Genomic DNA, 8,236 nt, shown 5'->3' with positions numbered 1-8,236 from the left:
CGAGCGGCCGCAATGCCTTCCCCACGAGCGGGCCGACCTCGTGGAGTGCCGACCACGTCCCCTTCGACAGTGTGCTTGGCATCGGCCACCGCGAGCGGACGATCTCCCTGTTCGACAGCCCGTACCTGGTCGAGGAGTGGATCCTTCCCGCCCCTGTGGTGCTGCTCTCGGGCGACGGGCCGTGCTGGATCGGACTCGACTACCGCGCCTGCGGCCGGCACAGGGAACCCTCCGTCACCTGGTTCGACGCGGATGACAACTCGGAGCTGGTCCTCGCTCCGGACTTCCGGTCCTTCGTCGAGGGTCTCACCTCCGCCAGCGGGTTCGACAGCGCGGAGAGCGACAGCTCACTCGCCTGACGCTGCTTGATACGGCAACAGTCCTCCCCGCGCCCGCAGGGGTCGGCCGTCTTCCAGGCCGTCCCAATCGGATTCGTAGCCGTCCCTTCCGCACGGACTGTGGCCGGTGTCTGCCACGATGAGTACTGCTCCTTGATACCTCAACAGGCCAGCCCGAATGTGCTCCTTGAAGGTCGGTCAAGAAGTGGCAAAGTCGCGAGAACGGTGCAGGTCGCGAAGGGTCCTCCCCGCGCCCGCGGGGGTCAGCCAGGCCCACCCCGCCGACGCCAAGGAGGCGATCCGTCCTCCCCGCGCCCGCGGGGGTCAGCCGCTCGTGACCTGGGAAAAGGGGAGACACACCATGTCCTCCCCGCGCCCGCGGGGGTCAGCCGGCCGGCGGATCAGTCGGAGTCGGCGCAACGAGGTCCTCCCCGCGCCCGCGGGGGTCAGCCGATCGACAACCCTCGGCACTACCAGATTTTCCGGTCCTCCCCGCGCCCGCGGGGGTCAGCCGACGCCGGCGGCACTGTAGGCGATGGCGGGGTGGTCCTCCCCGCGCCCGCGGGGGTCAGCCGGTCCGGTACTTGGACGGGCCGCAGTCGACGGAGTCCTCCCCGCGCCCGCGGGGGTCAGCCGTAATCCTCCTTGATATATTTCGGCGCCCGGTCGTCCTCCCCGCGCCCGCGGGGGTCAGCCGAGCACCGCATCGATCTTGATTGACCCTTTCCTGTCCTCCCCGCGCCCGCGGGGGGCAGCCGTTGTCCGCCGCGTCGCGGCTCTCCCAGGTCCGGTCCTCCCCGCGCCCGCGGGGGTCAGCCGGTCTGGACGGGGGGTTGGGTGCCGTTCTTGCGGTCCTCCCCGCGCCCGCGGGGGTCAGCCGCAGAGCTTCACCGTGAACGCCGGCGCCCTGAAGTCCTCCCCGCGCCCGCGGGGGTCAGCCGCAGAGCTTCACCGTGAACGCCGGCGCCCTGAAGTCCTCCCCGCGCCCGCGGGGGTCAGCCGGCGCTGGCGGACTGGGCACCGCTGCCCGACGAGTCCTCCCCGCGCCCGCGGGGGTCAGCCGGTGTTCGAGGAGGAGTCGGCGAAGCGGCGCGCGTCCTCCCCGCGCCCGCGGGGGTCAGCCGCGGCGGACCACGGCGGCGCGGGAGGTCTCGAAGTCCTCCCCGCGCCCGCGGGGGTCAGCCGATGGCCGTCGGCGTGCTCATCGGCCTGTTCGTGTCCTCCCCGCGCCCGCGGGGGTCAGCCGCCGACGACCCGCACCGTGACGCCCGAGTCCCAGTCCTCCCCGCGCCCGCGGGGGTCAGCCGGCCTCTGGTTCGACGGAGTAGAACAGGGTCGCGTCCTCCCCGCGCCCGCGGGGGTCAGCCGTCCCGCCGGACTCGGTTACCCGGGGCCGGGAGGTCCTCCCCGCGCCCGCGGGGGTCAGCCGGACAGGCCGATGCCGCGGCCGCGCTTGGCGAGGTCCTCCCCGTGCCCGCGGGGGTCAGCCGGTGGTCAACTCGGAGACGGGGCGAACGGAGCGGTCCTCCCCGCGCCCGCGGGGGTCAGCCGACCGCGGTCCGTGAACGCGACGTCCTGATCCGGTCCTCCCCGCGCCCGCGGGGGTCAGCCGCTCGCCGACGCCTACACCGTGACCGACGACCAGTCCTCCCCGCGCCCGCGGGGGTCAGCGACACACACGGCCCCCGGGAGACTCTCCGGGGGCGTCCTCCCCGCGCCCGCGGGGGTCAGCCGAGGGCGGCGGGCCGCGGGCGGTCCAGCCGGGTGTTGTCGGCAACGGGTGAAACGAGGTTCTGGATCACTTTCCGGGCTCTGTCGCCGATTGAGGGGTCCGTGCCGACCGTGATCGGGCGGTGGGCATGACCTCGGCGTGATGGATTCGGTGCGTGTGGCGGACCTTCTCTTCCCGGGGATCGGCGTGGAGGTCGAGGAGATGGTTCTTGGGGATAGCGAGGTTCGTCTCGCCGTGCGGTCGGTGGCGGCGTCGGCCGTCTGCCCGGGGTGCGAGCGAAAATCATCGCGGCTGCACTGCTAATACCGGCGGCGTCTTGCGGACCGTCCGGTCGCGGGTCGGCGGGTTCGGCTGGACCTGAGGGCGCGTCGTCTCGTATGCGGCAACGACCAGTGCGACCGGCGGACGTTCGCCGAGCAGATCCCGGCTTTGACGTCCCGCCACGCGCGTCGCACGACCGCGCTCACCGCTCAGCTCACCGACATCGCCCTGTTCTTGGGCGGCCGGGCCGGAGCCCGGATCTCCGGGCGTCCGGCCATGACCACGTGCCGGGACACCCTGCTCCGTACCTGACTGTCCGCCGCGTCACCGACTGGATCATGCGCCGACCCGAGCGGCTCGACGATACCGAACGCAAGTGCCTCGACGAGCTGTGCGAACGCAGCCCGGCCCTGGCCACGACTACCCAGTATGCCCGGCGCCTGGCGACCATGGTCCGCGAACGCCGCAGCGAGCACCTGGCCCTCGATGTCTGGCTCGCCGACGTCCGCCTCGACGGGCAACCCGAACTCCGCAGCCTGGCCGGCGGCATCCGACGCGACCACGCCGCCGTTCTCGCGGCCCTGAACACCACACTCACCTCGGGAGCAGTAGAGGGCAACGTGACCAGGATCAAGCTGCTCAAGCGCCAGATGTACGGGCGGGCCAACTTCGACCTCCTACGCCGCCGCATCCTCCTATCACCATGATCAGCCAGCCAAGACCCCTCAATCAGCGACAGAGCCCGGAAAGTGATCCAGAACCCGATTTCAGCCGTTGCCGACACCATGGGCGGCCTGGGGCAAAGGGGGGTGGCTGGACGGTCCCTCTGGTACGCCTCGGGAATCGGAGTAGACGCTCGATCCCACCCCCCTTCACCTTCCCTGGCACGCCGTACTCGGGGCACCGCACCCGAACGCGTGCTCATACAGCCGGCTCAACGCGCTTGACCAGGGCGCCCCGCCTTGTCCTCCCCGCACCCGCGGGGGTCAGCCGAACACGCAGCTCCAGATGTCCATGGACGCCAAGTCCTCCCCGCACCCGCGGGGGTCAGCCCTACTACCGCGTCTCCTGGGACAAGGAGGTCGCGTCCTCCCCGCGCCCGCGGGGGTCGGCCGAAGGACGTGCCCCTGTGACCATCGCGAAGACCGTCCTCCCCGCGCCCGCGGGGGTCAGGGCCGCCGTCGGCGGCAGGGCCGTCGCCTCCAGAAGTCCGTCCACGCTGACGGTCCAGTCCTCGTCTGCGGTCCAGCCCACTCGTCCTCCTCGGCCGTGCATGGGCTACCGGCAGACGGAGCGCCGGACAGGCGGTCCGGTCTGCCGCACCCAGCACGGTAGGACGCGGTGATTCTCGGACCGGGCCGTGATCCTCGATGATTCTCCGATCGCAACGGATCGTGCTCGGTGATCCTCAGCGAGCCGTGAGCGAGGCCCGGGCACGGCCGATGAGTCGGTGCGCCTGGTGGTCGGTTGCAGCACTCTCGGCGAGCCAGTCCCAGGCCCTGGCGTAGATGGCGACGTCGGCGGGGCTGTCCAGCCACAGTTCGGCATTGATCGTCTCGACGATCACGAGGCGGTCGTCGTAGATACCAGAACCCGTGCGCCGGGGTGCGGCGTGGTGCGCTGCCGAGCGGGATGATGCTGAGGTCGACAGTGTCGAGGCCGAGAAGGCCGACGAGGCGGTCCAGCTGGGCGATCATCACCTCGGTGGTTCCGACGGTCACGTACAGCGCGGCTTCCCAGAGGAGGAACCGGAAGCGGCGGCTCGGCTCGTAGAGTGCTTCCTGACGGCGTATGCGCGCCCGGACGGCGTCCTCGGTGTCCCAGGGGGAGCCGATGAAGTCGGCGCCCGCCGTCAGCATGTGCCGCGCGTACTCGGACGTCTGGAGCATGCCGGGGATCCTGGCCGACTCGAACGCCCTGATCACGTCCGTCCGGCGCGTCTCCAGAACTGCGGCTTCCTGACGCTCCCGATGCCCGCCGGCGAGCTGGCGGTTCCACGACCGGTACTGCGTTTCCAGGCCCCGCAGCCGGGCCTGCAGCTCGGCCGTCACCCCGGGCCTGCCGGTCGCCGACGCCCATGCCTGCAGGTCCGCCGGACTCGGCGTCTGCCGGCCGGTCTCCAACTTCGACACCTTCGACTGCACCCAGCCGAGCTGTCCGGCGAGGGCCCGGCCGGAGAGGTCCGCCTCGGTGCGCAGCTCGCGAAGGCGCGCGCCGAGGGCCACCCGGCCCTGCTGATGATCGGTACTCACACGCCGGACGCTACCGCCGCGGCGAACTCGACGGTGGGGACCGCGTAGTGCCACGACGCATCACGAGCCTGGCAGGCCCGGAGTACTTCGGCCAGGTCGGTGGTCAGCTCGACGCCCAGCGTCCGGTCGTCGTCGTCGAAGTGGAACCTCGCGAGGATCGAGCTGTCGAACAACCAGAAGTCGAAGGCGGGTAGATCGAGCCGGTCGGCGTCGGCGCGCCAGAGGTTGCGGATGTCCTCGCCGGCCTCGACATTGCCCGGTCCGGACGCGAGGAGAAATCGCTGCCCGTCGGTGGGCGGGTCGTCGACGATGCGAACACGTTCAAACCGTCGCCCGGCCGCGACTGCTGCTCGGACATCGACGTTCCAGGCGACCTCCGGCTCGTACTGCGGCATCACGCCGGCCATGAACGCCTGGTACCGCGCTCCGGCACGGTCCGAGGCGTAGCCGCGGCGCGTCTCCAGACGGAACGCGGTGTGTGCGAACGTCTCGAACAGGTGCGGCGCCGCTTCGGCGAAGGGAATGATCTCGGGCACAGCCGACCTACTCCTTCGGCGCGAACCGGGTCAGCAGCGCCCGCGGGATCACGACCGCCGTCTCGCCTGCCTTCAGGTGGAGCAACTGGGCGATGCCGTCCGGGTCGGTCAGCTCGTCGCCCTGAACGACGATGTCGCCCGTCTCCGTCTCGTACAGGGTCGGACAGTCGCCGTGCTCGCTGGTCGAACCGAGGAACTTGAGTTCCATGACGCGCCCCTCTCGAATCGTGGACTACCAGCATGACCTCACCGGAGGCCACAAGGTGGCGAGTTGGCAGGATCCGTCGATGACCCACCGGAGTGGGTCCAGGGCCGATACGGTCCGACCGCGCTGCACAGTCCCAGGGGCCATGCACACCCGCACTGTCGGCCTCGCCTGTCCTCCCCGCAGGCGCGGGGCGACCCAACCGCGGAAGCGCACCACGGCGTCGTCACCGTCTGCCACGATGGACGCTGCTCCTTGACATCTCCACAGAGCGGGCCGGATCGTAGCGCTCGACATGCCAGTGACCCCGCGAATGCGGGGGCCAGACACAGGATCAGTTCGGCTTGCATGACGTGCGCTGTGTTCTGGGGATGCTTGCGGGAGTGCCTGAAATGCCCGAATCTCTGGAAGTTGCAGATTTCCGTGTTCTCGCCGAATAGACCCGCAGGTCATGAACTCTGCTCCCCGCGTCCGCGGGGGTGATCCCCACGACGTCGTACCCGGCGGCGCGCAGTCGCCCTGCTCCCCGCGTCCGCGGGGGTGATCCCCGGCCGCCACCCCTCCCAGCAGCTAGCCGTTTCTGCTCCCCGCGTCCGCGGGGGTGATCCCGGCTCCCACCGGGCGGGCACGGGGGGAATGACGGCTGCTCCCCGCGTCCGCGGGGGTGATCCCGGGTCGCCGGTGGGCTCCCACGGCACGTAGGTCTGCTCCCCGCGTCCGCGGGGGTGATCCCCCCATGATCATTTGGGGGGAATTTAGGGGCCGCTGCTCCCCGCGTCCGCGGGGGTGATCCCCAGCTGACGGACGTGGTCGTGATCTGGGAGGACTGCTCCCCGCGTCCGCGGGGGTGATCCCGCCGGGTGGGGCCGGGTGACCGAGTTCCGCGGCTGCTCCCCGCGTCCGCGGGGGTGATCCCAGGACGGGTACGGCGATCCGGCTGTGCGCTGGCTGCTCCCCGCGTCCGCGGGGGTGATCCCGTCTGCTCGCTGTAGCCCGCCGAGGAGACGATCTGCTCCCCGCGTCCGCGGGGGTGATCCCACCAGTCCGCTTGATCGTTCAAGACGTTCAGCCTGCTCCCCGCGTCCGCGGGGGTGATCCCGGGCCCTGGCCGCGCGCTCGAACTGGGCGGCGCTGCTCCCCGCGTCCGCGGGGGTGATCCCAGCTGCTCGCGTTCGTCGGGGTTGGTGGCGGACTGCTCCCCGCGTCCGCGGGGGTGATCCCAAGAGACTGGGGACGAACCTTCCGTCCGTCCGCTGCTCCCCGCGTCCGCGGGGGTGATCCCTCCTGACGGGCGGAGGCCGCCTCCTCCCGGACCTGCTCCCCGCGTCCGCGGGGGTGATCCCCGCGACGAGATGGCCAGCCACCTGATCCACGCCTGCTCCCCGCGTCCGCGGGGGTGATCCCGGTCCGCGCGCCTCTGCCGCCACGCGTTTCCGCTGCTCCCCGCGTCCGCGGGGGTGATCCCGGGTGGACGGGAGCCCTCTCTGATGACGCCCTCTGCTCCCCGCGTCCGCGGGGGTGATCCCGGGCCGCCCGCAAGGTCGCCCGCCTGATCCTTCTGCTCCCCGCGTCCGCGGGGGTGATCCCGGGCCGCCCGCAAGGTCGCCCGCCTGATCCTTCTGCTCCCCGCGTCCGCGGGGGTGATCCCCGTCACCTCCCCGCCCCGGAGCCGGTCTCCCGCTGCTCCCCGCGTCCGCGGGGGTGATCCCGAGACGACGCGGACGCTGCGGGCGCTCATCGGCTGCTCCCCGCGTCCGCGGGGGTGATCCCGGAATGTGAGGGCCTGGGCGAGGCCTCGTCGGCTGCTCCCCGCGTCCGCGGGGGTGATCCCTCCGCCCGCCCCGGCCGGGGCGACGGCCTGTGCGGCCCCTGCGGCGGCCAGCACTGCTCCCCGCGTCCGCGGGGGTGATCCCCGGCCGCCACCTCTCCCAGTAGCTAGCCGTTTCTGCTCCCCGCGTCCGCGGGGGTGATCCCGCTGCGGCGCCACCCCCCACACCCGGTCACCGCTGCTCCCCGCGTCCGCGGGGGTGATCCCCCGTAGGCGAGGGCCCGCGTTTCGGACCCGGCCTGCTCCCCGCGTCCGCGGGGGTGATCCCGTTCAGCGGGTCGTTATCAACCCGTTCGGCGGCTGCTCCCCGCGTCCGCGGGGGTGATCCCGGAGTCAGCGCCGAAGCCATGTGGAACGTCTGCTGCTCCCCGCGTCCGCGGGGGTGATCCCGGCAGGCCAGTGCCTTGACGCGGGCTCAGCCACTGCTCCCCGCGTCCGCGGGGGTGATCCCTGGTTGCACGCGAGGCGGGTGACGTCGTAGAGCTGCTCCCCGCGTCCGCGGGGGTGATCCCCGGGTTGCACCTGCCCAACGCGCTGCCGGTGGCTGCTCCCCGCGTCCGCGGGGGTGATCCCGACCCGTCTTCGGCGGGTGTCGGCGATATGCGCTGCTCCCCGCGTCCGCGGGGGTGATCCCGCCTCATGCCTCAGCACAAGATCGTGGTCGCGCTGCTCCCCGCGTCCGCGGGGGTGATCCCGGCACTCAGCTTGATGTGACGACAGAGAAGGGCTGCTCCCCGCGTCCGCGGGGGTGATCCCAGGATTCCGCGGTCGTCGCCGTCGACGACCGCCTGCTCCCCGCGTCCGCGGGGGTCAGCCACAGCAGATGGAGTTCACTCAGCAGGAAGGCTCGTCCTCCCCGCGCCAGCGGGGGTCAGCCGGCCACATCGTCAGCCCCCTTGCCGGTGATCGTGTCCTCCCCGCAGGCGCGGGGACAGCAGATCTCCGTGTCGGCAACGGCTGAAATCGGGCCGGTCTGATCGGTTCAATCGTGGGCCATTGTGCGGTCGTGTTCAGTCGTTGTTGGTGGTCGGGGTGCGGCCGAGTTCGCGGCCGCGCATGCGGTAGGACTCGCCTTTGAGGGAGT

At 71.8% G+C, this 8,236-nt stretch carries 4 protein-coding genes, 2 pseudogenes and 2 CRISPR repeat arrays; of the genes and pseudogenes, 2 read left to right on the top strand and 4 right to left on the bottom strand.

From position 1 onward, the window contains the following. Together PUR61_RS22030 and PUR61_RS22025 are read left to right on the top strand one after the other, a co-directional pair. A pseudogene (locus PUR61_RS22030) lies at positions 1–359 on the top strand (hypothetical protein); the annotation flags it as partial. 220 nt (positions 360–579) lie between these two features. Next, positions 580–2,072: a CRISPR direct-repeat array (repeat unit 29 nt; unit sequence GTCCTCCCCGCGCCCGCGGGGGTCAGCCG). 375 nt (positions 2,073–2,447) lie between these two features. Then, positions 2,448–3,038 (top strand): transposase, encoded by a 591-nt coding sequence (locus tag PUR61_RS22025; RefSeq protein WP_329880994.1) that lies wholly within the window; start codon positions 2,448–2,450, stop codon positions 3,036–3,038. A gap of 349 nt (positions 3,039–3,387) precedes the next feature. Here PUR61_RS22025 and PUR61_RS22020 read toward each other — a convergent pair whose 3' ends face one another. From PUR61_RS22020 to PUR61_RS22005, 4 genes and pseudogenes are all read right to left on the bottom strand, one after another. After that, complete coding sequence (locus PUR61_RS22020) at positions 3,388–3,585, bottom strand: hypothetical protein (protein ID WP_329880993.1); 198 nt, start codon at positions 3,583–3,585, stop codon at positions 3,388–3,390. 154 nt (positions 3,586–3,739) lie between these two features. Further along, positions 3,740–4,583, bottom strand: a pseudogene (locus PUR61_RS22015) (helix-turn-helix domain-containing protein). After that, positions 4,580–5,119: a DUF6879 family protein gene (locus PUR61_RS22010; RefSeq protein WP_329880991.1), complete on the bottom strand. Its 540-nt coding sequence runs from the start codon at positions 5,117–5,119 to the stop codon at positions 4,580–4,582. The pseudogene PUR61_RS22015 and the gene PUR61_RS22010 overlap by 4 nt, the downstream one beginning before the upstream one ends. Positions 5,120–5,126: 7 nt before the next feature. Next, complete coding sequence (locus PUR61_RS22005) at positions 5,127–5,327, bottom strand: hypothetical protein (RefSeq protein WP_329880990.1); 201 nt, start codon at positions 5,325–5,327, stop codon at positions 5,127–5,129. A gap of 455 nt (positions 5,328–5,782) precedes the next feature. Beyond that, positions 5,783–7,969: a CRISPR direct-repeat array (repeat unit 29 nt; unit sequence CTGCTCCCCGCGTCCGCGGGGGTGATCCC). Positions 7,970–8,236: the final 267 nt, after the last annotated feature.

Origin of the sequence: Streptomyces sp. BE20, assembly GCF_036322525.1 — a bacterium.
In the GTDB taxonomy this organism is placed as follows: Bacteria; Actinomycetota; Actinomycetes; order Streptomycetales; family Streptomycetaceae; genus Kitasatospora.
Note: the sequence above shows the minus strand (reverse complement) of the source record. Positions and strands in the feature narration are given on the sequence as shown.

What these genes read in the sequence shown, in the direction of transcription:
- PUR61_RS22025 (WP_329880994.1), top strand. Translation starts at nt 2,448, where the DNA reads ATGCGGCAACGACCAGTGCGACCGGCGGACGTTCGCCGAGCAGATCCC.
- PUR61_RS22005 (WP_329880990.1), bottom strand. Translation starts at nt 5,327, where the DNA reads ATGGAACTCAAGTTCCTCGGTTCGACCAGCGAGCACGGCGACTGTCCG.